The 26,802-nt window shown below is 65.8% G+C and carries 20 protein-coding genes and 1 riboswitch; of the genes, 3 read left to right on the forward strand and 17 right to left on the reverse strand.

The genetic code is table 11. The annotated features are described in order from the left end of the window. Positions 1 to 21 precede the first annotated feature (21 nt). The 6 genes from proB to AC1DFE_RS11760 all read right to left on the reverse strand — a co-directional run bounded on the left by proB (position 22) and on the right by AC1DFE_RS11760 (position 8,957). Positions 22 to 1,119 carry a glutamate 5-kinase gene (gene proB, locus AC1DFE_RS11735; RefSeq protein WP_476906102.1) on the reverse strand — a complete coding sequence of 366 codons (1,098 nt, stop codon included), beginning with the start codon at positions 1,117 to 1,119 and terminating at the stop codon, positions 22 to 24. A 64-nt stretch (positions 1,120 to 1,183) separates the two neighbouring features. Then, complete coding sequence (gene obgE, locus AC1DFE_RS11740) at positions 1,184 to 2,773, reverse strand: GTPase ObgE (protein ID WP_476906050.1); 1,590 nt, start codon at positions 2,771 to 2,773, stop codon at positions 1,184 to 1,186. Between the two features lie 118 nt (positions 2,774 to 2,891). Then, positions 2,892 to 3,155: a 50S ribosomal protein L27 gene (gene rpmA / locus AC1DFE_RS11745; protein WP_003803426.1), complete on the reverse strand. Its 264-nt coding sequence runs from the start codon at positions 3,153 to 3,155 to the stop codon at positions 2,892 to 2,894. Positions 3,156 to 3,213: 58 nt separating this feature from the next. Beyond that, positions 3,214 to 3,522 (reverse strand): 50S ribosomal protein L21, encoded by a 309-nt coding sequence (rplU, locus tag AC1DFE_RS11750; RefSeq protein ID WP_003803420.1) that lies wholly within the window; start codon positions 3,520 to 3,522, stop codon positions 3,214 to 3,216. Between the two features lie 329 nt (positions 3,523 to 3,851). Further along, positions 3,852 to 5,408 carry a bifunctional hydroxymethylpyrimidine kinase/phosphomethylpyrimidine kinase gene (gene thiD / locus AC1DFE_RS11755; RefSeq protein WP_476906051.1) on the reverse strand — a complete coding sequence of 519 codons (1,557 nt, stop codon included), beginning with the start codon at positions 5,406 to 5,408 and terminating at the stop codon, positions 3,852 to 3,854. Beyond that, a riboswitch (TPP riboswitch) is annotated at positions 5,391 to 5,487 on the reverse strand. It overlaps the preceding gene by 18 nt. A gap of 191 nt (positions 5,488 to 5,678) precedes the next feature. After that, positions 5,679 to 8,957, reverse strand: coding sequence for an Rne/Rng family ribonuclease (locus AC1DFE_RS11760; RefSeq protein ID WP_476906052.1), 3,279 nt, complete (start codon positions 8,955 to 8,957; stop codon positions 5,679 to 5,681). Between the two features lie 457 nt (positions 8,958 to 9,414). Between AC1DFE_RS11760 and AC1DFE_RS11765 the strand changes: the two genes are divergently transcribed. Continuing rightward, entirely contained in the window at positions 9,415 to 10,098 is a 684-nt protein-coding gene (locus AC1DFE_RS11765) for a vitamin K epoxide reductase family protein (protein ID WP_476906053.1), read from the forward strand. 109 nt (positions 10,099 to 10,207) lie between these two features. On the opposite strand, the gene ndk is transcribed toward AC1DFE_RS11765, so the two are convergent. From ndk to ileS, 4 genes are read right to left on the reverse strand one after another with little or no spacing between them, the layout of a single operon-like run. Next, positions 10,208 to 10,627, reverse strand: a complete 420-nt coding sequence (gene ndk, locus AC1DFE_RS11770; protein ID WP_476906054.1) for a nucleoside-diphosphate kinase — start codon at positions 10,625 to 10,627, stop codon at positions 10,208 to 10,210. A gap of 41 nt (positions 10,628 to 10,668) precedes the next feature. Continuing rightward, the gene (locus AC1DFE_RS11775; protein WP_476906055.1) at positions 10,669 to 11,133 is read right to left on the reverse strand and encodes a DUF4233 domain-containing protein; all 465 of its coding nucleotides are present in this window, start codon (positions 11,131 to 11,133) and stop codon (positions 10,669 to 10,671) included. Next, a complete protein-coding gene (locus tag AC1DFE_RS11780) occupies positions 11,133 to 12,494 on the reverse strand; it encodes a bifunctional folylpolyglutamate synthase/dihydrofolate synthase (RefSeq protein ID WP_476906056.1) in 1,362 nt (453 codons plus the stop codon). The genes AC1DFE_RS11775 and AC1DFE_RS11780 overlap by 1 nt, the downstream gene beginning before the upstream one ends. Before the next feature lie 3 nt (positions 12,495 to 12,497). Next, entirely contained in the window at positions 12,498 to 15,827 is a 3,330-nt protein-coding gene (ileS, locus tag AC1DFE_RS11785) for an isoleucine--tRNA ligase (RefSeq protein ID WP_476906057.1), read from the reverse strand. Between the two features lie 351 nt (positions 15,828 to 16,178). Here ileS and AC1DFE_RS11790 point away from each other — a divergent pair, with 351 nt between their 5' ends. After that, entirely contained in the window at positions 16,179 to 17,231 is a 1,053-nt protein-coding gene (locus AC1DFE_RS11790; RefSeq protein WP_476906058.1) for an endonuclease/exonuclease/phosphatase family protein, read from the forward strand. Positions 17,232 to 17,249: 18 nt separating this feature from the next. Here AC1DFE_RS11790 and AC1DFE_RS11795 read toward each other — a convergent pair whose 3' ends face one another. After that, the gene (locus AC1DFE_RS11795; RefSeq protein WP_476906059.1) at positions 17,250 to 18,041 is read right to left on the reverse strand and encodes an SDR family oxidoreductase; all 792 of its coding nucleotides are present in this window, start codon (positions 18,039 to 18,041) and stop codon (positions 17,250 to 17,252) included. Between the two features lie 78 nt (positions 18,042 to 18,119). After that, positions 18,120 to 18,494, reverse strand: a complete 375-nt coding sequence (locus tag AC1DFE_RS11800; RefSeq protein WP_476906060.1) for a DUF488 domain-containing protein — start codon at positions 18,492 to 18,494, stop codon at positions 18,120 to 18,122. A gap of 86 nt (positions 18,495 to 18,580) precedes the next feature. On the opposite strand from AC1DFE_RS11800, the gene valS reads away from it, so the two are divergent. Next, positions 18,581 to 21,202 carry a valine--tRNA ligase gene (gene valS / locus AC1DFE_RS11805; protein ID WP_476906061.1) on the forward strand — a complete coding sequence of 874 codons (2,622 nt, stop codon included), beginning with the start codon at positions 18,581 to 18,583 and terminating at the stop codon, positions 21,200 to 21,202. A 378-nt stretch (positions 21,203 to 21,580) separates the two neighbouring features. Here the strand turns inward: valS and AC1DFE_RS11810 are convergent, their stop codons facing one another. From AC1DFE_RS11810 to tig, 5 genes are all read right to left on the reverse strand, one after another. Further along, positions 21,581 to 22,195, reverse strand: a complete 615-nt coding sequence (locus tag AC1DFE_RS11810) for a mycothiol-dependent nitroreductase Rv2466c family protein (protein ID WP_476906062.1) — start codon at positions 22,193 to 22,195, stop codon at positions 21,581 to 21,583. A gap of 125 nt (positions 22,196 to 22,320) precedes the next feature. Further along, positions 22,321 to 23,607, reverse strand: coding sequence for an ATP-dependent Clp protease ATP-binding subunit ClpX (gene clpX, locus AC1DFE_RS11815; protein ID WP_307103359.1), 1,287 nt, complete (start codon positions 23,605 to 23,607; stop codon positions 22,321 to 22,323). Positions 23,608 to 23,801: 194 nt separating this feature from the next. Beyond that, on the reverse strand, positions 23,802 to 24,461 hold the full coding sequence (locus AC1DFE_RS11820) for an ATP-dependent Clp protease proteolytic subunit (protein ID WP_476906063.1): 660 nt from the start codon (positions 24,459 to 24,461) through the stop codon (positions 23,802 to 23,804). A 38-nt stretch (positions 24,462 to 24,499) separates the two neighbouring features. Beyond that, on the reverse strand, positions 24,500 to 25,114 hold the full coding sequence (locus AC1DFE_RS11825) for an ATP-dependent Clp protease proteolytic subunit (protein ID WP_476906103.1): 615 nt from the start codon (positions 25,112 to 25,114) through the stop codon (positions 24,500 to 24,502). Positions 25,115 to 25,356: 242 nt separating this feature from the next. Then, entirely contained in the window at positions 25,357 to 26,748 is a 1,392-nt protein-coding gene (tig, locus tag AC1DFE_RS11830; protein WP_476906064.1) for a trigger factor, read from the reverse strand. Positions 26,749 to 26,802 lie beyond the last annotated feature (54 nt).

Below are 26,802 nucleotides of genomic sequence, written 5' to 3' on the forward strand. Positions count from 1 at the left end.
AAGTCTAGGCGAGTCCGGCGCCTAGACCAGAACCAGGTCGTCAACGTGAACAACTTCACGGTCGAATCCGCGGCCGAGGGCCTCGCCCAGTTCCACGGTGGACCGTCCGAGCATCTGCGGCAGTTCGGCCGCGGAGTAGTTCACCAGGCCGCGGGCGATCACTGTCCCGCCCAGCGAGACCATTTCGACGGCGTCACCGCTTTCGAAGTTTCCTTCAACGGCCGTGATGCCGGCGGGCAGCAGCGAGGTGTGGTTGTCCCGCACGGCCCGGACGGCGCCGTCGTCGAGGATCAGCCGCCCCTGCACATGGGCGAGGTGCGCGAGCCACATCATCCGGACGGACTTGCGTGCCCCGTTGACGGTAAACCAGGTTCCGACGTCCTCGCCGGCCAAGGCCGCGGCGGCGTTCGAGGTGGACGTCACGAGCGCCGGGATGCCCGAATCGGCGGCCATGAGGGCCGCCTCCACCTTGGTCTGCATGCCGCCGGTGCCCACCCCGGCCTTGCCGGTCCTGCCGATGGAAACGCCGTCCAGGTCCTCCGGTCCGTCCACCTGCGGAATCCGCTTGGCGCCCTCGGCTGGCGGACCGTCGTAGAGGGAATCGACGTCGGACAACAGCACCAGCGCGTCGGCACGCACCAGGTGCGCCACGAGGGCGGACAGGCGGTCGTTGTCGCCGAAGCGGATCTTGTGCGTGGCGACGGTGTCGTTCTCGTTCACGACGGGCACCACACCGAGGTTAAGCAGCCGGTTGAGGGCACGGAATGCATTCTGGTGGTGGCTGCGCCGCATGAGGTCGTCGGCGGTGAGGAGCACCTGGCTCACGGTGACGCCGTGCGCGGCGAAGGCGTGCGTGTACCGCGCCATCAGCAGGCCCTGCCCCACACTGGCAGCCGCCTGCTGCGTCGCGAGGTCACGCGGGCGCTTGGCCAGGCCCAGCGGCGCGAGACCGGCCGAAATGGCACCTGAGGAGACAAGGATGATCTCCGTTCCCGCGTTGCACTTGGCAGCCAGCACGTCCGAAAGCTCGGTCAGCGCCTCCTCCGATATTCCGCCCTTGATGCTGGTAAGGGACGACGATCCTACTTTGACCACAATGCGGCGTGCCCTGGCGAGCATGCTGCGGTCGTCGGTCCTGGGTTCCTCGATGACAATTGCGGAAGTATCGGTCACGTGTGCGGGTTCACTCCTCATTTTCGGTGGTAAGTCCGCTCTCCTTGAGTGGCCGGGCAGCCCGGCGCGCGCTGACGGACTCGGTCCAGATGCCGGCTTTACGCTCGGCTTCCAGCTCGGCCCGTGCCGCTGCCTTCGCGTCGCGGCGCTCGATCTGTTCCTCGCGCTTCTGGCCACGGGTGGGACGGTCGCCGATATCTGCGAACCGGACGTCCGTGCCGCGCGGCGATGCCAGCAGCTCTGCGCCAGCCATCATGGTCGGCTCCCAGTCGAACACCACACCGTCGTCCTCACCGATCACAACGGTGTCGCCGGGCTTGGCGCCCTGCTTGAACAACTCGGTTTCGACGCCGAGCTTGGCCAGCCGGTCCGCGAGGTAGCCAATGGCTTCCTCGTTGGTGAAGTCCGTCTGCTTGACCCAGCGCACGGGCTTGTCGCCCAAAACGCGGAACAGCGGCTCCAGGTTTTTCTCCTCACGGCGGATCCGGAAACCGGTCTCGTTGACGGCGCGGGGCCGCAGTACTGGTGCATGCACCTTCGGCGGCGTCGCCTCCACGCTGTCGCGGGCGGCCTTGACGATCTCTGCCATGGCAAAGCCAAGCTGGCGCAGGCCCTCATGGCTCGTGGCTGAAACTTCGAAGACCCGGTAGCCGCGGGACTCCAGCTCCGGCCGGACGAACTCGGCCATGTCCTTGCCGTCCGGCAGGTCGACCTTATTAAGTGCCACCAGCCGGGGCCGGTGGTTGAGCGGGACAACTTCGCCGTTCGTGCCGGCGTAGCTCATGTCCACCGCATACTTTTCGAGCTCGGTTTCGATAATTGCGAGGTCGGAGAGTGGATCTCGGTCAGATTCCAGCGTACCGCAGTCCAAAACGTGCACCAAAGCTGCGCAGCGCTCGACGTGGCGGAGGAAGTTGTGGCCCAGGCCCTTGCCCTCGCTGGCGCCCTCGATGAGGCCCGGAACGTCGGCGATGGTGAAACGCACGTCGCCGGCCTGGACCACGCCCAGGTTGGGAATGAGGGTGGTGAAGGGGTAGTCGGCGATCTTCGGGCGGGCGGCGGACATGGCCGCGATCAGGCTGGACTTGCCTGCGGAGGGGAAACCCACCAGGGCAATATCTGCGATCGATTTCAGCTCCAGGACGATATCGCTGGCATCACCCTCGATGCCGAGCAGTGCGAAACCTGGCGCCCGGCGCTTCTGTGAGGACAGCGCGGCGTTGCCGAGGCCGCCCGGGCCGCCGGACGCTGCGACGAATTCGGCGCCCTCCCCCACAAGGTCAGCAAGGACCTTGCCGTCCTTGGTCTTGACGACGGTGCCGTCGGGTACGGGCAGGACCAGGGTCTCGCCGTTCTTGCCGCCGCGCCAGTCACCCATGCCGGGGCCGCCGTTGGTGGCGTGGCGGTGGGGTGCGTGGTGGTAGTCGAGCAGCGTGGTGGTTTGCAGGTCAACGCGCAGGATGACGTCGCCCCCGTTGCCGCCGTTGCCGCCGTCGGGCCCGCCGAGCGGCTTGAACTTCTCGCGGTGGACGGAGACACAGCCGTGGCCGCCGGTACCGCCGGATACGTGCAGTACTACCCGGTCTACAAAGCTCGCCACGGTGAATCTCCTCTGTTGCTAGATCCGGCCGTCCTGGACGTCCAAATCGATTGTAATGCGGTTAAAAGAACAGTGGAGCGAGCCATCATGGCCCGCTCCACCGGTTCAGAACTTGTTGTTACTCTGCAGCTGCAGCAGCAACGATGTTGACGACCCGACGGCCGCGGCGCGTACCGAATTCAACGGCACCTGCCTGCAGGGCGAACAGGGTGTCGTCGCCGCCACGGCCGACGCCCGCACCGGGGTGGAAGTGGGTGCCGCGCTGGCGGACGATGATTTCGCCAGCGGAAACTACCTGGCCGCCGAAGCGCTTGACGCCGAGGTACTGGGCGTTGGAGTCACGACCGTTGCGAGTGGAGCTCGCGCCTTTTTTGTGTGCCATTTGGAATGCCTGCCTTTAATTCTGGAAAACTGCGGGGAACCTGTTCAGTAACCGAAGGTTACTTGATGCCGGTGATCTTGACCTTGGTCAATTCCTGGCGGTGACCCTGGCGCTTCTTGTAGCCGGTCTTGTTCTTGAACTTCTGGATGACGATCTTCGGACCACGAAGGTCCTGAAGGATCTCAGCCGTAACAGTTACCTTGGCCAGGTCCGCAGCTGCGGAGGTGACCTTGTCACCGTCCACCAGGAGCAGTGCGGGCAGCTCAATGGTGCTGCCAGCTCCACCGGCGACGCGGTTCAGGGTAACGAAGTCTCCAACGGAAACCTTCTCTTGGCGGCCGCCTGCGCGGACAATCGCGTACACCACTTGGGAACTCACTTCTCTCGACGTCTATTACTAAATTTGCGTGCGGAACCCGGGTCCGGAAATTGGCCTGGTTCGCGCTGTGCCTCAACGCCGTGGATTGCCCAAAGGGAACCCGTGAGCTATCCCAGGAACAAGCCCGAGTGGACTATCCCGGGTCATAACCCAAGTGTTGGCGTAAGCACCGAAGATCTAGAATACGCTAATTCCGTCGTCGGCCGCAAATGAGGCTGGCACCGGCGGTTTGTCCGTGATAAGCGCCACAGGGGCCACCGTCCCGGATCTCCGATGCCGTGCGCGACTATCCTACCGGGCACTGCGGCCGGTTCCGCTCAGCTGTGGCGGCTCGGCGCGTCGAAGAATTCCACCTCGTACCGGCAGGACTGCCGGAAAGCGGTGATCATTGCTTCGCGCTCCCCTGCTGACGCGGCCCGTCCGGCGTCGTCGGCGATTTCGATGGCACGCAGGGTGGCGGCGGCAAAGTCCTCGTCGGCATACGTCCGCAGCCACTCCGCGTAGGGGTGCCCGGCCTGGGCCCCGGCGGCCACATACTCGGCGTGCAAGGTCTCCCCGACCTCGGCGTACAGCCAGAAACAGGGCAGGACCGCGGCGACCAGCACGGCGTAGCTGCCGCCTGCCGACGACGCCAGCAGGTGATCGACGTAGGCCTTGGTGACCGGGCCCAGTTCCGTCTGCACGCTGCGCGTGCTGAGCCAGTTGCGGTGCAGTTCCGACTCAACCTCCAGGCATTGCTGGGCGGAGCGCGCCCAGAACAGCTGCTCGGACTCGCTCGGTGCCAACGCACTGGCCCGGGCTAGGACCCGGGAGTAGCCGTTGAGATAGATGGCATCCTGCGCCAGGTAATACGCGAAGTGCTTTTCCGCCAGGGTGCCCTCGGCAAGGCCACGGATGAAGCCCAGGCCATAAATTGCGTCCAGGTCCGCAACAGTCTCGGCACGCAGCAGTTCGGCGAACCCGCCCTTCCGTTCAGGCTGGGCCAGGTGGTGGAAATGGTTGATCGGTCCGTTGCCGGCGCCGACATCCAGATGCCCGGACGTGCGGAGGGCCTCGGCCAGCCAGGGCTTGACCGCCCGCAGCGATGCTTCCCAGTCGCCCAGCCGTGCCTGCGCCGTGGCCATGGCCGAGGAGAGCGAGCATCCGGTACCGTGGCTGTTCCGTGTGGGGACCCGCTCCCCCGCAACCTCCACCACTTCCGCCGACAGCAGCCCGGCGGTGTTGACGAGGGCGTCCGGGCACGTTGAGCCGTCCAGGTGCCCGCCTTTGACGAGCACCGTGGCACCTGTCTGGGCCGCGAGGCGCCGGCCCTGGTCAAGGGCGGCTGACCAGTCGGCAGCATCCGGCTCCCCGAGCAGCATGGCCAGTTCGGGAAGATTGGGGGTGATCAGGTCCGCCAGAGGCAGCAGCTGCCGCAGCGCAGCCTCCGCAGACTCCCGGAGGAGGCGGTCACCGCTGGTGGCCACCATCACCGGATCGAGGACGACGACGCCGGGCCGCACCTTTTCGAGCCAGCTGCGGACGGCAGCGATCACCTGTTCATCGCCCAGCATGCCGATTTTCACGGCGTCCACGCGGATGTCGTCGCTGACAGCGTCCAGTTGCGCGGACAGGAAGGAGGCCGGCGGAACGTGCACGCCGCGAACGCCGGTGGTGTTTTGCGCCGTGAGGGCCGTAATGGCGGCCATCCCGTAGCCGCCGTGGGCTGCGATGCTCTTCAGGTCGGCCTGGACGCCTGCGCCGCCGGACGGATCCGAGCCTGCGATGGCCAGGACGCGCGGAACGGCGCGGGCCGTCGGGGCAGCCGGCGGCGCCGTTTCCGGCTGGAAAGCGGCGGGTGCGGGCAGGAGTGATGCTGATGACAAGGAAGACATCCCTTCGCCGGTGCTAACCGGACAGGTTCAACGGGTTTGGATCTCAGCCGGCCCTTGCGCGGCACCCCGTGTCAGTCCCCCAGCCTAGCGGTTCGTTGGGCGGGGGGCGCCGAAATGGACATTTACGACAGGTTGCAGGCCGCCGCCTTTGTCCCCTGCCACGGCCCGTTGCAAATGTTCCGGAACCGGAAAGGTCCGGCACCGCTTGCGCGGTGCCGGACCTTTTCCACCGGTGTATTCAGAGCTCAGTCAGCTCAGTGTCCAGTCAGCTCAGAGTTCAGAGGCGGGTACCCCGACCCCCAGGATGATCGGCTCACTGGCATGCAGAGCCGGCTGGGTTCCCTGCGCGTTTCCCGCCTCAGGTGCCTTGGCCTCGTGTGAGTGCCCTTCGGCGGCAGCCGGAGCAACCTCGTGGTGTTCCACGGATGTCTCGTTGGCTGCACCCTGGGCGCGGCTGGCACTGCGGTTGCGGCGGGGACGGCGGCCGCGGGACGGCACCGTGGAGCTTTCCGGCGGCTGCCGTACAGCGGGCCTGGTTTCCGGTTCCTGGGCATGCGCCGCTTCGGCCGGCTCCGGAGCCGACTCGTCCTCGGCGGGTGCAACCGGGGCGCCGAGGTGTGCGAAGGCTTCCTCGAGCCGGTCCAGCGTCAGGGCAGGTGCCTCCTTGGCTGGCTCTTCACTGTGGTCAACGAACGGAAGAATCACCTTCTCGCCGCCGAACGTGAGCACTGCGCCGGGACGTCCGGAGACGCTTTCCGTTTCCGGAGCACGGTGCACCACAGGGCTTTCCGGTGCGGCGGCCGCAGGTGCTGCCGGACGGGCTGCCTCACCCTCCGCGGCGGCACTGTGCGCTGCTTCCTCATGCAGGTGCGCCGCGTGCGCCGCTGCCGCAATATTGGCGAGGGCTGCGCGGGTCGCTTCAGCCTTGGCGTGCCGTTCCGCCTCCGACGGTTCGGGGTGGTGCGCGGCAGCAGGTGCAGCCGGAACAGTCTCCGGGACCGGCACTCCGCCCTTGCCGCGGCGGCGCTTCCGTTCCGTCCGGGCCGGCGGCTGGATCTCCGCACGGTGGATGTGGTGCTCAGCGGCCACCGTGTTGGCGCGGCGGTGCTCCACCGGCTCGTCATGGGTGACGACGCCCCGGCCGGCACATGCCTCGCACTGCTCGCCGAAGACTTCCAGGAGACCGGTGCCCATGCGCTTGCGGGTCATCTGCACGAGTCCCAGCGTGGTCACCTCGGCCACCTGGTGCTTGGTCCGGTCGCGGCCGAGGCACTCCACCAGGCGGCGGAGGACCAGGTCGCGGTTGGACTCCAGCACCATGTCGATGAAGTCGATGACGATGATGCCGCCGATATCGCGCAGCCGCAGCTGGCGGACGACTTCCTCTGCCGCCTCCAGGTTGTTCTTGGTGACGGTCTCTTCGAGGTTGCCACCGCTGCCGGTGAACTTGCCGGTGTTGACGTCAACAACCGTCATGGCCTCGGTCCGGTCGATGACCAGCGAGCCGCCCGACGGCAGGAATACCTTACGGTCCAGTGCCTTGTGGATCTGCTCGTCAATGCGCCAGGCGGAGAAGATGTCCTCGTCCTTGGTCCACTTTTCGAGCCTGCCCACCAGGTCCGGGGCAACGTAGGTGACGTAGGCCTCGATGGTGTCCCAGGCTTCGTCGCCGGAGACGATCAGCTTGGAGAAGTCCTCATTGAAGACGTCGCGCACAACCTTGATGGTCAGGTCCGGTTCACCGTAGAGCACTTCGGGTGCGAGGACCTTGGTGGACTTCGCCTGGCTCTCAATCCCCTCCCACTGGGCACGGAGACGGTTGATGTCGTGTGTCAGCTCCTCCTCGGAGGCGCCTTCAGCGGCCGTGCGGACAATGACGCCCGCGTCCTCGGGGAGGCGGTCCTTGAGGATCCGCTTGAGGCGGTTGCGTTCGACGTCGGGCAGCTTGCGGGAGATGCCGGTCATGGATCCGCCGGGGACGTACACGAGGTACCGGCCCGGGAGGGAGATCTGGCTGGTGAGCCGCGCACCCTTGTGGCCCACCGGATCCTTGGTGACCTGGACTAGGACGGAGTCGCCGGACTTCAGCGCGTTCTCGATGCGGCGCTGCTTGCCTTCGAGGGTGGCTGCGTCCCAGTTGACCTCGCCGGCGTACAGCACGGCGTTGCGGCCGCGTCCGATGTCCACGAAGGCGGCTTCCATGGACGGCAGGACGTTCTGGACCTTGCCCAGGTAGACGTTGCCGATCAGGGAGTCCTGCTGCGTCTTGGAGACGAAGTGTTCAGCCAGGACGCCGTCCTCCAGGACGCCGATCTGGATTCTGTCGTCGCGCTGGCGGACGATCATCTGGCGGTCCACCGACTCCCGGCGGGCCAGGAACTCGGCCTCGGTGATCACGGTGCGGCGGCGGCCGGTGTCCCGCGATTCGCGGCGGCGCTGCTTCTTGGCTTCCAGGCGGGTGGATCCCTTGACGCTGGTCACGCGGTTGCTCGCCGGTGCCTCGCTGATGGCCCGGGGGGCGCGGACGCGGGTGACCGTGTTGGGCGGATCGTCTTCTCCCCCGCCGGTCAGTTCCAGGTCCTGGTCACCGCGGCGGCGGCGACGGCGACGGCGGGACGTCACCCCGTCTTCCGGCTGCGCACCCTCATCCTCGCCGTCCTCTTCGGAATCGTCTGTTCCTTCATCGCCGTCGGTGACCTCGCGGTCGGTCCGGCTGCGGCCGCGGCGTCCGCGGCTGCGCCGCCGGCGTCGGCCGCCGTCGTCGTCGTCCTCCAGCTCGTCCTCGCCCTCTTCGGCGGCCGTTTCCTCTTTCGCTGCGGAAGCGGCGGGACGGATGACCGTGTTCAGGTCGGGGGCCTGGAAGATGATCGACGTTACTGACGCCGGCTCCAGGAAAAGCGAACCCAGCGGCGACTGTTCGGCAGTCTCCTCCTCAGCTTCTTCCTCGGCGGCGGCGTCCGTTGCAAAGGCCGGCGCAGCAGGGGCTGCTTCGGTTGCGGGCGCGGCGGCAGCAGCGTCTGCAGACTCAGTTGTTGCAGGCTCTGTGGCCGCTGCGGCCGTGCCAGCAGCAGGGGCCTCGGCGGTGTTTTCGGCCGGCTCGGTGACCTTGGGCTTTGTTGCGCGGCGGCGGCGGACCGGCTTCGACTCGGCGGCCGGCTCCTCAGAGGACGGAACAGCCTCGGCTGCCGGCACATCGGTTACCTGCGCCTCAGCTTCCGCGCCCACGGATTCTGCAAAGGCAGGCAACGGTTCTTCGGCGACCTTCTTCCGCGCGCGCGTCCGGCGCACCGGTGTCTTGGCGGGGGTTTCCGCGGCCTCCGCGACGGCCTGCTGAGGCGCACCGGTTTCGGTAGCTGCCGCTTGGGTCGCTGCGGCTTCCGGCGTCAGGGTCTCCGAGGCCGGAGCTTCCGATGCCGGCGCCTCCGCGTCCGCTGTGGCCTTAGGCGACGGCTTGCGTCGGGTCCTGGTGACCTTCTTTGGTGCCTCGGCAGCTGCGTCCCCGTTGGCAGCCGGTTCTTCGTTAACGGCTATGACCTGGTCATTATCCATATGTGGCAACACTCCTGCCCCTGACGTACCGCCACATCCGGCACCCGTTGGGGCACATATTGTCAAAACCCGCGGGCATTGACAGAAGTCAATTGGATACCAGCAGGCTCGCACCGGCAGTGGGGTGCGGCAGGCCTGACAGGCCGGCGGGCTTGTTACTGGAACCCGTTGTTTCTGACAACCACAACAGGTGCCGTCCAATGGAATGCGGGAGGCCGGATCTTCTTTCCAAAGCCTGCACCACTGCTCATTGGCGGTCTTGAGAACAAGCCACCGGACTGGAGTACGAATGTGGTTCGCGCTCCAGCCACGTTCATTCTCTCATATGGACCTTCAAACACGCTGTAAGCGTGTGACAAAGCCGGTCAAGACGCCGACGGCGCCGGATCCAGCGTGCTTCAAGCCTGCGGCGATACAATCTGGGCAGGAAGCACCCCAGACAAAAGGACGCCATCCCATGCCACGCACTTCGCCTCCAACGGGCACGGACTTCGATCAGGACCATCAGGAGGGGACCGGGGCCGCCGCGGCTTCGGCCGGGGGCTCAACGCCTGCCATGACCCGCGACCGCCCCTTCGGCTGGCTGCTGGTGATCACGGGCATCGTGGGCTGGCTGGCGTCCGGAACCCTGGTACTGGAGAAGCTCGAGGTCCTCAAGGATCCCAACCACACCACCGTCTGCGACGTGAACCCCTGGATTTCCTGCGGGCAGGTCATGCAGACGTGGCAGAGTTCGGTATTCGGCTTTCCCAACATGTTCATCGGGATTGTCGCCTTCGCCATCACGGTTACCGTGGGAATGGCGCTGCTTGCCGGCGCCCGGTTCGCCCGCTGGTACTGGCTTGGACTGCAGGCCGGCGTCACCCTTGGCTTCATCTTCGTGGTGTGGCTGTGGTCGCAGGCGCTCTACTCAATCCACATCCTGTGCCCGTTCTGCATGATTGTCTGGGCAGCGATGATTCCGCTCTTTGTCTGGGTCACGGTGCGGAACGTTGTCCGCGGCGTGATTCCGGCGCCGGCAGGCCTTGCCCGGATCATGGGCGACTCGGGCTGGATCATCTCCGCCCTGCTGTATGTCGCCGTGATCGCCACGATTTTCTTCGCGTTCATCCAGGTGTTCGCCGGTACCTCAGGTTTCTAGTCCAACGAAAAAGCGCGAACTGGCAGCTAACGCCCTGAAAACCAGCTTTTCGGGGCTTCAGCTGCCAGTTCGCGCTTAACCTGCCCGCGCGCTTAGCCTGTCTGGAAGATCAGGCCTGGAACCAGATCTTGATTTCGCGCTCGGCCGAGTCCCCCGAGTCGGAGCCGTGGACGAGGTTCTGCTGGACCTTCAGGCCCCAGTCGCGGCCGAAGTCGCCGCGGATGGTTCCGGGCGCGGCCGTCGTGGGGTCGGTGGTGCCGGCCAGAGACCGGAAGCCCTCGATCACGCGGTGGCCTTCGAAGATGGCCGCGACCACGGGGCCGCTGAGCATGAACTCCACGAGCGGCTCGTAGAACGGCTTGCCCACGTGCTCCTCGTAGTGCTGCTCGAGCAGCTCACGGCTGGCGTTGGTCTTCTTGAGTTCGGCCAGGGTGTAGCCCTTGGCTTCGATCCTCTTGAGGATTTCGCCAGTCAGGTTGCGGCTGACGCCGTCCGGCTTGATCAGGACAAGGGTGCGCTCAATGCTCACAGTTGCTCCAATGAGGTTGGTTGTGGGTTTCGACGGTAAGTCTACGGGGTTCGGCCGGCGCCATCGTTGCCGGCGGCATCCGGGTGCGCGGCCTCCCATTCAGCCTGCTCGCGGTCCCGCTGGGCGGATTCACGGTCAATCCGGATGCCGGCACGGATGCCGTACCACCAGGCGATGGCGAAGAGCACACCGACGAGGAACATCATGGGTTCCGCGAATCCGGTGAGGATGAGCACAACCTGCAGGATCCAGCCCAGCGCCACACCCCACGGCCTGGACAGCACGGCGCAGGCGAGGACCAGCACCACGCTCAGCCCGATGCCCACGGAGAGGATCAGCGCCGGGGAAATCTCAGCGCGGCGCAGGCCGAACACCGCCAGGGTTGCGAAGAAGACCACGAAGGCCTCGAGCAGCAGGACCGTCGAGCCGAACATGACCTTGGTGGACCGGCGCTTCTTGGGCATGCCGGGGCGCCATTCGCGCTGGGCCTTGGTGAGCCGGGCCATCAGGCGGCTGCCTTTCCAAGCAGGATTCGGGCGTCCGCCACGAGTGTGATGGACCCGGTCACCAGCACGCCGCCGGCGAGGTCGTCGTTGGCTTCGGCGCGTTCAACGGCCCACTCCAGCGCATCGTCCAGCTTCTCGGCGATGTGCACGTTTTCCTCGCCAAAGCCGAGGTCGACGGCGAGCTCCGCCAGTTCCGCCGCAGGCACCGCCCGCGGGGAGTTGGACTGGGTGAAGCAGAATTCCTCCGCGAGGCCGCCCAGTGACTCCTTGAGCTGGCGCAGGATCTCCTCGGCGTCCTTCTCCTTGAGCACACCCACCACCACCACCAGCTTGCTGAAGCTGAATGCCTCCTGGATGGCCTCGGCGGAGGCACGGATGCCGTCCGGGTTGTGGGCAGCGTCCACGATGATGGTGGGGGCCGTGCGCAGAACCTCCAGGCGGCCCGGGGACGAGACCGTGCCGAAGGCTTCCTGCAGGATCTCCAGTGACAGCTCCTTCTCGCCGCCGCCAAGGAAGGCCTCCAGGGCGGCCACGGCCACGGCAGCGTTCTCGGCCTGGTGGGCGCCGTGCAGCGGGACCATGAGGTCCGGGTAGCGGCCGGCGATGCCCTGGACCGTCACCACCTGTCCGCCGACGGCGACCTGCCGGGATTCGACGCCGAATTCCACCCCTTCGAAGCGGAACGGCACCTGCACCTCCTTCGCCTTCTCCAGCAGGACCTGCGCGGCATCCAGCGGCTGGGCCGCGCTGACGAGGAAACCGCCGGGCTTGATGATGCCGGCCTTCTCATGGGCGATGTCCTCGGTGGTGTCGCCCAGCAGGTCGGTGTGGTCGAGGGAAATGGGCGTCACCACGGACACCTGGCCGTCGCCCACATTGGTGGCGTCGGTGATGCCGCCGAGCCCCACCTCCATAATCGCCACATTGACCGGCTGGTCGGCGAATACGGCGAAGGCCAGGATGGTCAGGCACTCGAAGTACGTGAGCCGGGGCTGGCCCTCGGCAGTGAGTTCGCCGTCGACGATCTGCAGGTACGGCCGGATCTCGTCCCAGATCCGCACGAACGTCTCGTCGGACACAGGCTCGCCGTCCAGGCTGATCCGCTCCGTCACCTTGGACAGGTGGGGACTGGTGTAGCGCCCGGTGCTGAGGCCGTGGGCGCGCAGGCCCGCCTCGATCATCCGTGCCGTGGACGTTTTACCGTTGGTGCCGGTGATGTGGATGATCGGATAGGCCTTGTTCGGCTCCCCCAGCACATCCATGGCCCGGAACAGCGGCGCAAGCCGGGGCTCCATCTTGTTTTCCGGCGCCCGGCCCAGCAGCTCGGCGTAGACGCTCTCCACGGAGAATTCGTCGCTCATGTCTCAGGCCCCCACTTTTTCGACGGTGATGCGCGGTTCMGAGGCGTCGGCGGGCACCGCTTCCAGCTCCAGCGTCAGCGTTTCGGTCTTCACGAGCTCGGCGTTCGCCAGCAGCGCGTCGATGATGTTCTGCGCGGCGGTGACCGTGGTCCGGATCCGGTCGCTGACGTTCAGCCCGGCGTCTTTGCGCGCCTGCTGGACGGCACGGACCATGTCCCGGGCCTGGCCTTCGGCCTCGAGCTCCGGGGTAACTTCCGTGTTGAGCACCACGAAGCCGCCAGTGGGAAGAACTGCGGCAGCAGAAGACGCAGCTGCCGAACCGCCGTCGGACTCTGCCACGACCGTCTCCAGTGTGTATTCCTGCGGTTCCAGCTCAAGGCCGCCCGCGGTGACCACACCGGCGTCGGAGACTGACCACTCTCCGGATTTGGAACCCTTGATGGCCAGCTGCACGTTCTTGCCGAGGCGCGGACCGGCGGCCCGGGCGTTGACCACGAGCTTCTGCTCGATGCCGAACTCCTCCGGGGAGGCGCTGGCGGCGTCGAGCAGGCGCACCGAGCGCAGGTTAAGTTCGTCGGCGACGACGGCGGCAAAACCGCCCAGCGCATCCGCGCCGGGTGCCACGACAGTGAGTTCCTGCAGCGGCAGGCGCACGCGCAGGTTGGCTGCCTTCCGCAGCGAGGAGCCGGTGGAGCAGATCTGCTGCACGCGGTCCATCGCCTCGACCAGCGCGGCATTGGACGGGAACAGCTCCGGATCCGGCCAGTCGGCGAGGTGCACGGAGCGGCCGCCGGTGAGGCCGCGCCAGATCTCCTCGGAGACGAGCGGCAGCAGCGGGGCGGCCACGCGGCACACAGCTTCCAGGGCGGTGTACAGCGCGTCGAAGGCGTCGGCGTTCTCGTCGAAGAAGCGCTGCCGGCTGCGGCGGACGTACCAGTTGGTGAGCATGTCAAGGTAGCTGCGGAGTTCATCGCAGGCACCGGAGATGTCATAGGTGTCCAGCTGGGCGGTCATGTTCCGGACGAGGTCGCCGGTGTTGGCCAGCAGGTACTGGTCCAGCGTGTCCATGTAGCCGTCGTACCGCAGCTGCGCGTCGTAGCCGTTCCCGCCCTTCGCGGCATTCGTGTACAGCGTGAAGAAGCTGTACACATTCCACAGCGGCAGGATGACCTGGCGAACGCCGTCGCGGATGCCCTGTTCGGTGACCACGAGGTTGCCGCCGCGCAGGATGGGGCTCGACATGAGGAACCAGCGCATCGCGTCGGAACCGTCGCGGTCCAGCACCTCGGAGACGTCCGGGTAGTTGCGCAGGCTCTTGGACATCTTCTGACCGTCGGAGCCCAGCACGATGCCGTGGCTGATGACGTTCCGGAAGGCCGGGCGGTCAAACAGCGCGGTGGACAGGATGTGCAGCATGTAGAACCAGCCGCGGGTCTGCCCGATGTACTCCACGATGAAGTCGGCCGGGTTGTGCGTGTCGAACCAGGCTTCGTTTTCGAAGGGGTAGTGCACCTGGCCGTAGGGCATGGAGCCGGAGTCGAACCAGACGTCCAGCACGTCCTCCACGCGGCGCATCACGGACTGGCCCTCTTCGGGGGTGCGGGGGTCGTCCGGGTTGGGGCGGGTCAGTTCGTCGATGAACGGCCGGTGCAGGTCCACCTGGCCGTCCTTGTTCAGCGGCAGCCGGCCGAAGTCGGCCTCGATTTCGGCGAGCGAGCCGTAGACGTCCGTGCGCGGGTACTCGGGGTCGCTGGACTGCCACACGGGGATGGGGCTGCCCCAGTAGCGGTTGCGGCTGATGGACCAGTCGCGGGCGTTGGCGAGCCACTTGCCAAACTGGCCGTCCTTGACGTTGCCGGGGATCCAGTTGATCTCCTGGTTCAGCTCGGACATGCGGTCGCGGAACTTGGTGACCTCCACGTACCAGGAGGAGACGGCGCGGTAGATCAGGGGGTTGCGGCAGCGCCAGCAGTGCGGGTAGCTGTGCTCGTAGCTGGCCTGGCGGACCAGGCGGCCCTGGGCGCGGAGCACCTGGGTGATGGGCTTGTTGGCTTCGAAGACCTGCAGCCCGACGATGTCGTGCAGGTCGCCGTGGGCGAACAGGTGCAGGAACTTGGCGCCCTCATCCACGGAGAGGACCACGGGGATGCCGGCTTCCTCACAGACCTTCTGATCGTCCTCACCGTAGGCCGGGGCCTGGTGGACGATGCCGGTGCCGTCGGTGGTGGTGACGTAGTCGGCCACGAGGAACTGCCAGGCCTTCTGGGTGCCGTATTTTTCCGTGTCGGCGAAGTCGTGCCAGAGCGCCTCGTAGGCGAGTCCCTCGAGCTCGGCTCCGGTATGGGTCGAGGTTACAGCGGCGGCCGCGGCAGCGGCGTCGTCGTATCCGAGGTCCTTCGCGTAGGTTCCCAGCAGGTCCTCGGCGAGCAGGAAACTGCCGGTGACGGGCGCTTCGGCCGAGGCGGCCTTGACGCCGTTCGGTCCGGCGGGCAGCACAGCGTAGCTGATGGACGGCCCGACGGCGAGCGCCAGGTTGGTGGGCAGCGTCCAGGGCGTGGTGGTCCAGGCGAGCGCCTGCACGCCGGCCAGCTGCTTGGACAGTTCCGACTCCCCCGCCTTGACGGGGAACGTCACCGTGACGGTCTGGTCCTGGCGGTTCTTGTAAACGTCGTCATCCATGCGCAGCTCATGGTTGGACAGCGGCGTCTCGTCCTTCCAGCAGTACGGCAGCACGCGGTAGCCGTTGTAGGTCAGGCCCTTCTCGTGCAGCTGCTTGAAAGCCCAGAGTACGGACTCCATGTACTCGACGTTGAGCGTCTTGTAGTCGTTGTCGAAGTCCACCCAGCGGGCCTGGCGGGTGACGTAGGCCTGCCACTCGTTGGCGTACTTCATCACCGAGGCGCGGCAGGCGTCGTTGAACTTGTCGATGCCCATGGCCTCGATCTGGGTCTTGTCCGTCATGCCCAGCTGTTTCATGGCTTCCAGCTCGGCGGGCAGGCCGTGGGTGTCCCAGCCGAACCGGCGCTCCACGCGCTTGCCGCGCTGGGTCTGGTAGCGGCCCACCAAATCCTTGGCGTAGCCGGTCAGCAGGTGGCCGTAGTGCGGCAGGCCGTTTGCGAAGGGCGGGCCGTCGTAGAACACGAATTCGTTGCTGCCGGGGGCGCCGCCGGGGAGGTCCGCGCTGCGCTGGTCGATGCTTGCCTGGAAGGTGCCGTCCTGGTCCCAGTACTTGAGGATCCGCTCTTCGATCTCCGGAAACTTCACGGAGGCGGACACTCCTGCAGAGGAGCCCGGACCGGACGGGGCTGCTGAGGCCTTAGGGTAATACGTCATCTCGACATCCTGGGTTGAGCTGGTGAACAAGTGGATCATTCAGGATGCGAGGACGGCGCGTGTGCAGCCATCCAACAGCGTTGGACAACGCACCCGGCACCGCGGTACCACCTCACTTACCGCCGCCTTACACCAAGGGAGTTCGACGAACGGCCGCTCATTGCTGCTGTGACGGGCTTACCCGTCCGGTTCTACTGGCCCTGGTCCGCAAGCGATTGGTTGTCCGCAAGCGGGCCGGGTGTTCTTCCGGAAGCTCACCGGTGATGGCCGGGTCAAAGCTGATGGCTCCAGTCTAACTGCTGCGGCCGCGGCGGCCATAACCATGCAACAGCCACGGCCTAGACTCGATCCATGACTGCTTCGGCCAGGGTGTTGGCGCTCTGCATACTCCTGCCGGTCGCATTGCTTTCGGTGTTCCGCGCCGTCCCGGCCGAGTGGCCAACACCGGTGGTCCAGTTGCTCTCCTTCACGCCGTGGCTGATGATTCCGGCCGCCCTTGCGCTGGTTCTGGCACTGCTGGGCCGGCGGCTCGTGGTCACCGCCGCTGCCGCCCTGCTCCTTGGTGCCCAGCTTTTCTGGCTCTGGGCGCCGGACGCAGGTAGGGCGGACGCAGGACAAGCGGGCGCGGGCCGGTCGGACTCCGGCGCGCCCGGTCCCGGCAGTACCGTTCCACTGACGGTGATGAGCATCAATTCCCGCTTCGGCAAGGCCGATGCCGCCGAAATCGTCCGGCTGGTCCGGGACAACGGTGTGGAGCTCCTCGCCATCCAGGAGTACACCCAGGGACTGGAGGACCGGCTGGCGGCCGAAGGCCTGGGGAGCCTTCTTGCCCACCGGATCAGCAGCCCCATGGAGAACGGTTCTGGCAGCGCAACGTACTCAAAACACCCTATCCAAGCCATCGGGCTGATCCCCGACACACCGTTCCAGATGCCGACCTTCCGGCTGACCCTGCCCGTTGCTGATGGTGGCAGGGCAGCCGCCACGCTCGAGGTCACCAACGTCCACACCCTGCCGCCGGTGGATGTCCGCGTAGGGCAGCGGCGCAGCGACCTGGAATCGCTGGGCCGGCTGGTCACCGGCAACGGGGCTGGGGGCCAAGGCAGCCAACTGCTGCGCAATCAGCTCCTGCTTGGTGACTTCAACGCCACCTATGACCACTCGGAGTTCCGCAAACTGCTCGACGGCGGCCCGGACGGCCGGAAACTGGTCGACATCGGCACGGCCTCCGGGGCGCGTTTCACGCCCACCTGGCCGATGGACGGCCAAGCGCTGCCCGGCATCACCATCGACCACCTCATCACCAGTGCCCGCCTTCCGGCGTCGGGCTACGCCGTGCACCGCGTCGCGGGAACGGACCATGCGGCCGTGCTGGCCACGCTGAACGTTCCGGCCGCGGGTTAGGGACGGCGGGCTAGCGGCTCAGGCCTGCTTGCGGATCAGCTTGTAGGTCGAGGCCTGAGCCACCGGGCGGATGACGATCTGGTCGAGGTTCACGTGGTGCGGTGCGCTCACGGCGTAGCGCACCACATCGGCCACGTCCTCGGCCGTGAGCGGCTTCTCCACGCCCTGGTACACCCTGCCGGCGGCCTGGGCGTCACCAAGCCGGTTGAGCGCGAACTCCTCGGTCTGGACAAGACCGGGGGCGATCTCGATGACCCGGACGTTGTGATCGGCCTCTTCCAGCCGTAGCGCCCCGGTCATGGCATGCTGGGCGAACTTGGCGGCGTTGTAGCCGCCGCCGCCTTCGTAGGCATCCAGCCCGGCCGTGGACGTGAGGTTCAGGACGGTGCCCTCCCCATGCTCGCGCAGCATCGGCAGGAAGGCGCGCGTGAGCTTCATGGTGCCGAGGACGTTCACGCGGTACATCCACTCCCAGTCCTCGGTCACGGCCTGCCCCACACGGTCCGCTCCGCGGGCACCGCCGGCGATGTTGACCAGCGTGTCGATCCCGCCGGCGGAGGTCACTTCAGCCAGCAGATGGGCGACGTCCGCGTCTTCGGCAATATCCGCCGCGATGGCGACGGCGCCGGTCTCCGCTTCCAGCGCGGCCAGCCGTTCCTGGCGGCGGGCGACGGCGTACACGGTCCAGCCCTCTGCGCGGAGCGCCCGCACGGTGGCCTCGCCAATGCCGGAGCTGGCGCCGGTAACAAGAGCTGCCTTGCGGGTGGACTTGTTGGTGGACACGTCAGAGCTTGCGGAAACCTCAGTCATGGCACCACCCTAGCGGCAACCACTGGGTGAACCAGCCCAATGTTTACTTCCGAGAACCCCTTGCTGACGCGGTTCCGCCTACTTTTTTCGGCCACGTGCTGCAAGGAACTCCAGGAGAACCCTGGCATGGTTCACGTCCGGATCCTTGGCCGCGTACAGCAGCGTCACCTTCCGGTGCTGTCCCGCAAGTTCCAGGAGCTGATCCACCGCCGAGTTGTCAGCCAGTTCGTCCTCATACTGGGCACGGAAATCGGCGAACCGCTCCTGCATGTGGGCAAATTCCTGCCGCAGCGGCGGGGACGGCGCGACGTCTTTGAGCCACAGCTCCAACTGGGCCCGTTCCTTACTGACCCCGCGCGGCCAGAGCCTGTCCACCAGAACCCGGCAGCCGTCGTCGTCCGCTGGTTCCTCATAGATGCGCTTGATCGCAAAGGAAGCGCCTGCTTTCGCCATGAGCCGCATGCTACTCCCGTCGTCGTCCCGCTGCAGCCGCCCGCCGCCGGGCAGGAAACAACGGCCCGGCATGAAACAATTGGGCCATGGCTGAATCAACGCAGGGTACAGACACGCCCGCCACCGCCCCCATCAATGTTCCCGACAAGCCGGCCCTGGAAGGCCTGGAGGCTGCCCTTACGCAGCGCTGGCTCGAGGAAGGAACCTACCGGTTCGACCCGGACACCACCCGGGAGCAGGTCTACTCGATCGACACTCCCCCGCCCACGGCTTCCGGTTCCCTCCACGTTGGCCACATGTTCTCCTTCACGCAGACCGACGTGCAGGCCCGCTACATGCGCATGACCGGCAAGAACGTCTTCTACCCCATGGGCTGGGACGACAACGGCCTGCCCACCGAGCGCCGCGTCCAGAACTACTACGGTGTCCGCTGCGATCCCGCCATCCCGTACAACCCGGATTACCAGCCGCCGGCACAGCCAGCCAAGAACCAGCGGGACTTCGACGTCGTCTCCCGGCAGAACTTCATCGAACTCTGTGAGGAACTTGCGGTCGAGGACGAAAAGGTCTTCGAGAACCTCTTCCAGACCCTTGGACTGTCCGTCGACTGGAACCTCACCTACCGCACCATCGACGACACCTCCCGGGCCGTCTCCCAGCGCGCGTTCCTCGCGAACCTGACCGCCGGCGACGCCTACATGGCCGAGGCCCCCACCCTCTGGGACGTCACGTTCCGCACCGCCGTGGCCCAGGCCGAGCTCGAGGACCGCGAGGTGCCTGGCGCGTACTACCGTTACCCGTTCTTCACGGCCGACGGCGAGAAGATCTTCATCGAGACGACCCGTCCCGAACTGCTCGCGGCCTGCGCCGCCCTGGTGGCAAACCCCGACGACGAGCGGTACCGGCCGCTGTTCGGCAAGACGGTCAAGTCCCCGCTATTCGACGTTGAACTCGAGGTCAAGGCCCACCCGCTTGCCAAGGCGGACAAGGGCTCGGGCATCGCGATGGTCTGTACCTTCGGCGACCTGACCGATGTGACCTGGTGGCGCGAACTCCAGCTCCCCACCCGCGCAATCGTGGGCCGCGACGGCCGCATCCTCGCCGAGACTCCGGAGTGGATCACCACGGATGCCGGCCGCGAGGCGTACGCCGCCATCGCCGGCAAGACGGTCTTCTCCGCCAAGGAGGCTGTGGTGGAGCTCCTCACGGCGGCGGACCTGCTCGACGGCGAGCCCAAGAAGATCACCCACCCGGTGAACTTCTTCGAGAAGGGTGACAAGCCCCTTGAGGTGGTCACGTCCCGGCAATGGTACATCCGCAACGGCGGCCGCGACGAGGACCGGCGCGAACGCCTGATCGGCCGCGGGCAGGACATCGACTTCCACCCGGCGTTCATGCGTTCCCGGTACGAGAACTGGATTGCCGGCCTCAACGGGGACTGGCTGGTTTCCCGGCAGCGCTTCTTCGGCGTGCCGATCCCGGTCTGGTACCCGCTGGATGCCCAGGGCAACCCGGACTACGACAACCCTGTCCTGCCGTCCGATGACCTGCTGCCGGTGGACCCGGCCGCCGACGCCGCCCCGGGCTACAACGAATCCCAGCGCGACCAGCCCAACGGCTTCACCGGTGACGCCGACGTACTGGACACGTGGGCCACCTCATCCCTGACCCCGCAGATCGTGGGCGGCTGGAGCCGGGACGAGGACCTGTTCGCCAAGGTGTTCCCGTTCGACCTGCGCCCCCAGGGACACGACATCATCCGCACCTGGCTGTTCTCCTCCGCCGTCCGCGCCGACGCCCTGCAGGACGTCGCACCCTGGAAGCACGCGGCCATCTCCGGCTGGATCCTGGACCCGGACCGCAAGAAGATGTCCAAGTCCAAGGGCAACGTGGTGGTACCGACGGATGTCCTGAACGAGTATGGCTCCGACGCCGTCCGCTACTGGGCTGCCTCTGCACGCCTGGGCGCGGACACGGCCTACGAGATCGCGCAGATGAAGATCGGCCGCCGCCTGGCCATCAAGCTGCTGAACGCCTCGAAGTTCGTGCTGAACCTTGGCGCCACGGAAAACTCGGTGGTTTCCACAGACCTCACGGTCCTGACCAATCCCTTGGACCGTGCCCTGCTGGCCCAGCTCTCCGACGTCGTGGCCCAGGCCACCAAGGCGTTCGACAACTACGACTACGCCCGGGCGCTGCAGATCAGCGAATCGTTCTTCTGGCAATTCACCGACGACTACGTCGAGCTGATCAAGGACCGTGCCTACGGTGCCGCCGGCGAGACCGAGCAGGCTTCCGTGCTCGCTGCCCTGGCCACCACACTGGATTCGCTGCTGCGCCTCTTCGCGCCGTTCCTGCCCTTCGCCACCGAAGAGGTCTGGGGCTGGTGGCGGGCCGGTTCCGTGCATCGCGCCGCCTGGCCGGCGCCGCTGGAGATCACCGACGGCGACACCGGCATGCTGGGCACCGTGGGCATTGCGCTCAGCGGCATCCGCAAGGCCAAGTCCGAGGCCAAGGTCAAGCAGCGCACCGAGGTCCTGACGGCGACGATTACGGCATCAGAGTCGCTCGTGGCCCAGCTTCAGGCAGGGCTTGGGGACCTCAAGGCTGCGGCCAACGCACAGGACATCACGCTCACCACGGGCGAGGGCGAACTCACCGTCAGCAACGTGGAACTGGCCCCGGCGGAGGAGCCGGCGCAGGCCTAAGACACGCAGGGAGCCCGCCGCATTCCGGGTTCCCCCGGATTATTCCGGGCAAAGGGGAAGCCCCATCAGCGTTTTGCCGTTGGTGGGGCTTCGACTTTTCGGCTGTCTGGTGACATCTGTGACAGTCTGGCAAGATCCTTAGAATTTCAGGTCTTCCTACCCTGTCACTGGTAGCCTGCTTCTAACTTTGCCGAAGGCTGCGTCGGAAGCATGTCACTGAATCTTTGGTTCTTGCGTCTCACTTCTTTCGAAGTGGGTAAGAACCATCATTGTCCTCCCATTGCGGATGCGCAAGAGCCCCGCCGGAACTACTCTCATGTAGTTCCGGCGGGGCTCTTAAGCGCCCGACGGCGGCACAGCGGACCGCGGGCTCCACGGCTAATCGAAGGCAGGGCTTTCCGTTCGGCTGCGCTTGATCTCAAAGAAGTGCGGGTAGGCCGCGAGGGTGACCGACGCGTCCCAGATCTTTCCGGCTTCCTCTCCCCGGGGAATGCGGGTGAGGACGGGTCCGAAGAACGCGGTGCCGTTGAAGGCGACCACGGGGGTTCCGACATCCTGGCCCACCAGGGAGATGCCCTCTTCATGGCTGGCACGCAGCTGCGGATCGTACTCGTCGGAACCCGCGGCGGCGGCCAGCGCGGCGGGAAGGCCGCAGTCGGCCAGGGCCTTGCTGATGACGATCGAGAAGTCCTTCTGGCCGGCGTCGTGGATCTGCGTTCCCATGGCGTCGTACAGCGGCTTGACCACCTGGTCGCCGTGCTGCTCCTGGGCGGCGATGATGACCCGGACCGGCCCCCAGGCCTTGGCCATGGCTTCGCGGTACTTGGGGTCGAGGTCGCGGCCTTCGTTCAGCACGGACAGGCTCATGACGTGCCACTCTGTCTGGATGTCGCGGACTGCTTCCACCTCGCCGATCCAACGGGAGGTGATCCAGGCGAACGGGCAGAGCGGGTCGAACCAGAAATCGGCCTTGTGGGGGGCAGCTTCAGACACAGCAAGTCTCCTCAGGAAAGTCTTCGGGGTACGGCGCACCGCAATGTAGCCGCATTCGGCATGGCACGCTTAAGCGACAGCGCCCGACTGCGTGGTTTTATTCCGTCCAGTCGAAATTCTTGGGGCTACGCGGACTTGTTCCGGCGTTTGGCCACGACGTCGTGCGTGATCATGGTGGGCTGGGCCTTCTTGGCCACCACGTCGGCGGTAATGACGACGCTGGCGATGTCGTCCCTGCTGGGCAGGTCGAACATGACCGGCAGGAGGACTTCCTCCATGATGGCGCGCAGCCCGCGGGCTCCGGTTCCCCGTTCCAGGGCCTGGTCTGCAATCAAGTCCAGGGCGTCGTCGTCGAACACCAGCTCCACGCCGTCCAGCTGGAACATCTTCTGGTACTGCTTGACCAGAGCGTTCTTGGGTGTGGATAGGATCTGAATCAGCGCCGGACGGTCAAGGTTGGACACGGTGGTGATGACCGGCAGGCGGCCGATGAACTCCGGGATTAGCCCGAACTTCAGCAGGTCTTCCGGCATCACCTCGCCGTAGGAGTCGGTATTCTTGACCTCGTTCAGCGGAGCACCGAAGCCGATGCCCTTGCGGCCGGAGCGGGAACCGATGATGTCCTCCAGGCCGGCGAAGGCGCCAGCAACGATGAAGAGGACGTTGGTGGTGTCGATCTGGATGAATTCCTGGTGCGGGTGCTTGCGGCCGCCCTGCGGGGGAACAGAGGCAACCGTTCCTTCCAGGATCTTCAGCAGCGCCTGCTGCACCCCCTCGCCCGAGACGTCGCGCGTGATCGAGGGGTTTTCGCTCTTGCGCGAGATCTTGTCGATCTCGTCGATGTAGATGATGCCCTGTTCGGCCTTCTTGACGTCGTAGTCGGCGGCCTGGATGAGCTTGAGGAGGATGTTCTCCACGTCTTCGCCCACGTAGCCCGCTTCGGTCAGGGCGGTGGCGTCTGCAACGGCAAACGGGACGTTCAGCCGGCGCGCCAGGGTCTGCGCAAGGTAGGTCTTGCCGCAACCGGTGGGACCGATCAGCAGGATGTTGGACTTAGCGATTTCAACGTCGTCGTGATGGACGCCGTCGGCCAGCGTGCCGCTCTTGGGCGCATGGCCGGCCTGGATCCGCTTGTAGTGGTTGTACACCGCGACGGCGAGGGACCGCTTGGCGGGTTCCTGGCCGATGACGTATTCCTGCAGGAAGTCAAAGATCTCGCGGGGCTTGGGCAGTTCGAAACTGCCCAGATCGGCGACCTCTGCGAGTTCTTCCTCGATGATCTCGTTACAGAGCTCGATGCACTCGTCGCAGATGTAGACGCCGGGCCCGGCAATGAGCTTGCGCACCTGCTTCTGGCTCTTGCCGCAGAAAGAGCACTTGAGCAGATCCGCGCTCTCGCCAATCCGAGCCATATGTGAACCCCTTAGTATCTTGCCGCAAGGGCAGCTTTGCACCGGTTGCTGGAATCACGGCCGGGATCCGGCAATGAATACATCCACTCTAGGTCACATTCGGCCCGAGGGGTGGAAACCGGGCGCCGGTGCGGTTCAAAAATCTCAACCGCACCGGCGCCCTTTACTGCTGTTGACCCGGCATGTACCCGTATTTACCGGGCAAGTGCCTGCGGCTTGATTTTGCGGGAATCGAGGACCTGGTCGATTAGGCCGTAGTTCTGTGCCTCGGCGGCGGTAAGGATCTTGTCACGCTCGATGTCGTTGTTGACCTGCTCCGAGGTGCGGCCCGAGTGGTGGGCCAGTGTGTCCTCGAGCCAGGTACGCATTCGCATGACTTCAGCTGCCTGGATTTCGAGGTCCGAAGCCTGCCCGCCCTGGCCGCCGGACAGCGCCGGCTGGTGGATCAGGACGCGGGCGTTCGGCAGCGCGAGGCGCTTGCCCGGCGTACCGGCAGCCAGAAGGACGGCGGCGGCGCTTGCCGCCTGGCCCAGGCACACGGTCTGGATCTCCGGGCGGATGTACTGCATGGTGTCGTAGATCGCGGTCATGGCGGTGAAGGAGCCGCCTGGCGAGTTGATGTAGAGGGTGATGTCGCGGTCAGGGTCCGTGGACTCCAGCACCAGCAACTGTGCCATGATGTCGTCGGCCGACGCGTCGTCCACCTGGACGCCGAGGAAGATGATGCGGTCCTCGAAAAGCTTGGTGTAGGGGTCCTGGCGCTTGAAACCATAGGGCGTGCGCTCCTCGAACTGCGGAAGAACGTAGCGGCTTGTCGGCAGGTTGCCGGCAGACGACCCGAAATTGTAGTTCATTTTCATTGCTCCTGAATTCAGTTCTGTCTCGATGCCGGTTAGCTCTGGCCGTTGGATGAAGCGTTCTGGGTTCCGCCGCCGCCGGCGACAGATCCTGCGTGAGCCGAGATCTTGTCGAAGAAGCCATACTCGAGCGCTTCAACGGCGGTGAACCACTTGTCGCGGTCGTTGTCCTTGAGGATGGTTTCCACGGTCTGGCCGGTCTGGTCCGCCGTGAGCTCAGCCATGACCTTCTTCATGTGAAGGATCAGCTCGGCCTGGATCTTGATGTCCGAAGCCGTTCCGCCGATGCCGCCGGAAGGCTGGTGCATCAGGATACGGGCGTTCGGGGTGGCGTACCGCTTGCCCTTGGTGCCGGAGGAGAGCAGGAACTGTCCCATGGAGGCAGCCAGGCCGGTGGCGACGGTGACGACGTCATTGGGGATGAACTGCATGGTGTCGTAGATGGCCATGCCTGCCGTCACCGAGCCGCCGGGAGAGTTGATGTAGAGGTAGATGTCCTTGGTGGGGTCCTCGGCGGAAAGCAGCAGCAGCTGTGAGCAGATAGCGTTCGCGTTCTCGTCGCGGACCTCGGAGCCAAGCCAGATGATGCGCTCTTTCAGCAGGCGGTTGTAGATGTAGTTGTCCTGGGCTGCAGGATCGACGGTTGCCATGCGGGGGGCCGCTGCTTGCTGTGACATGTGTACTTACCTCTCGCTGGTGACGGTGACATCACTGAACGACATCACTGAACTTCACTACTTGGACACTAACCGCTTTCGGAGCGGTTTTGTTCGTCGGAATCGCACTGTTCGCTGACGGCGCACGATTGCCCGCAGAGCCGAACAGCGGCCGTTAACGCACCAGCCCCCGGATCCGAGGACCCGGGGGCTGGTGCCGCTGCTGCGTGCTGCTGCTAGAACTTCACGGCCGCGGGATCGTCGTTTGCGGCGCCCTCGGCGGTTGCCTCTTCGGCTTCGGTTTCTGCGTCGGCTTCGACGGCCGGAACCTCTTCGCCGCCCGGGCGGACGAAGTCGCTCAGGTCAACCTTGTTGCCTTCGGAGTCGGTGACCTCGGCCTGGCCCAGGACGACGGCCAGTGCCTTACGGCGGCGGACCTCGGAGACCATCATGGGAACCTGGCCGCTCTGGTCGATGATCTGGGCGAACTGGTTGGGGTCCATGCCGTACTGGCTGGCGGTGGTGACGATGTAGTCGATCAGCTCGTTCTGGCTGACGTCCACTTCTTCCTTCTCGGCGATGGCATCGAGGATGACTTCGTTCTGGAAGGCGCGCTCGGTGTTGGCCTTGACTTCGGCGCGGTGCTCTTCGGTGTCGTGCTCGCCCTCACCATGGGAGTTCTCGGCCGTGAAGTGCTGCTCGAGCTGCTCTTCGACGACGGATTCCGGAACCGGAACCTCAACAAGTTCAACGAGCTTGTCCAGGACCTTGTCGCGGGCTTCGACGCCCTGCTCGACGACCTTGGAGTCGGCGGCCTGCTTGGCGAGGTCCTCGCGCAGCTCGGCCAGGGTGTCGAACTCGGAGGCCAGCTGGGCGAAGTCGTCGTTCGCCTCGGGCAGCTCGCGCTCCTTGACGGACCTGACCACAACCTTGACCTGCGCGGACTCGCCAGCGTGCTCGCCACCCACCAGGGTGGTGTCGAAGATGGCGTCCTCGTCCGCGCTCAGGCCGGTCACGGCCTCGTCCATGCCCTCGAGCATGGTGCCGGCGCCAACCTGGTAGGACAGGCCGGAGGCGGAGTCCACCTCGTCGCCGTCGATGCTGGCCGTGATGTCAATGCTCAGGAAGTCGCCGTCAGCGGCCGGGCGCTCCACGGTCTTGAGCGTGCCGAAGCGGCCGCGCAGTTCGTCCAGGGCCTTGTCGACGTCGGCGTCGGAGGACTCGGCGGCAGCAACCTCAACCTTGATGCCGGCGTAGTCGGGCAGTTCGATCTCGGGGCGGACGTCAACCTCGGCCTGGAACTTCAGCTCACCGTCAGTGGCGGAGGGGTCCGGAACCTCGGTGATCTCAACCTCGGGACGGCTCAGGGGACGGATGCCGGATTCCTGGACGGCGGCCTGGTACCAGCCGTTGAGCCCCTCGTTGATTGCGGTCTCCAGGACGTAGCCGCGGCCGACGCGCTGGTCGATCAGCTTGGCGGGAACTTTGCCCTTACGGAAGCCAGGAACCTGGATCTGCGAAGCAACAGTCTTGTATGCCTCGTCGATGCTGGGCTTCAATTCCTCAAAGGGGACCTCAACATTGAGCTTGACCCGCGTGGGGGTGAGGTTCTCGACAGCGCTCTTCACGGTCTAAGTACTCCTGGTTTTGTTGGATGGGCTCTGCAAACGCGTTGTTGTGAC

This window comes from Arthrobacter sp. 05T423 (genome assembly GCF_056396245.1).